The organism is Rhizobium sp. SVR5-2C (genome assembly GCF_056755115.1).
The window spans coordinates 1-305 of sequence record NZ_JBNDHT010000367.1 but is presented as its reverse complement, the minus strand read 5'-3'; the positions used below and the strand labels follow the sequence as shown (position 1 = coordinate 305).

The following is a 305-nucleotide window of genomic DNA, read 5'->3' as shown; positions in this document are numbered from 1 at the left end:
GAGCGTGGCGTCGGCTATTTCTTCGATGCTGAGGTGGATATTGACCACAGCAGAAGAAATGTCTCCTGATGACGATGGTCCGTTCGAGCTTCATGGCTGCCAAGACTGCCACGGAGCGCCTGTCGGCTTTTTCAGCGGTATGGCTGCTTATGGTGCTGAGCGTAGCCGCGACCGTGGCGTTGGCAAGCGGTCGCAGTCAGCAAGAGCCGATCACGCCCCTTGAGGCTGCCCCAGATCTTGATCCGGCCAAGGTCGCACTTGGCAAGCAACTGTTCAACGATCCGATTCTTTCAGGCAAAGGTAAA

Annotated in this window: 1 pseudogene; it reads left to right on the top strand. The window is 56.7% G+C overall.

Annotated features, from left to right (window positions below):
- Positions 1-68: 68 nt before the first annotated feature.
- A pseudogene (locus ACPYOI_RS36110) lies at positions 69-305 on the top strand (hypothetical protein); the annotation flags it as partial.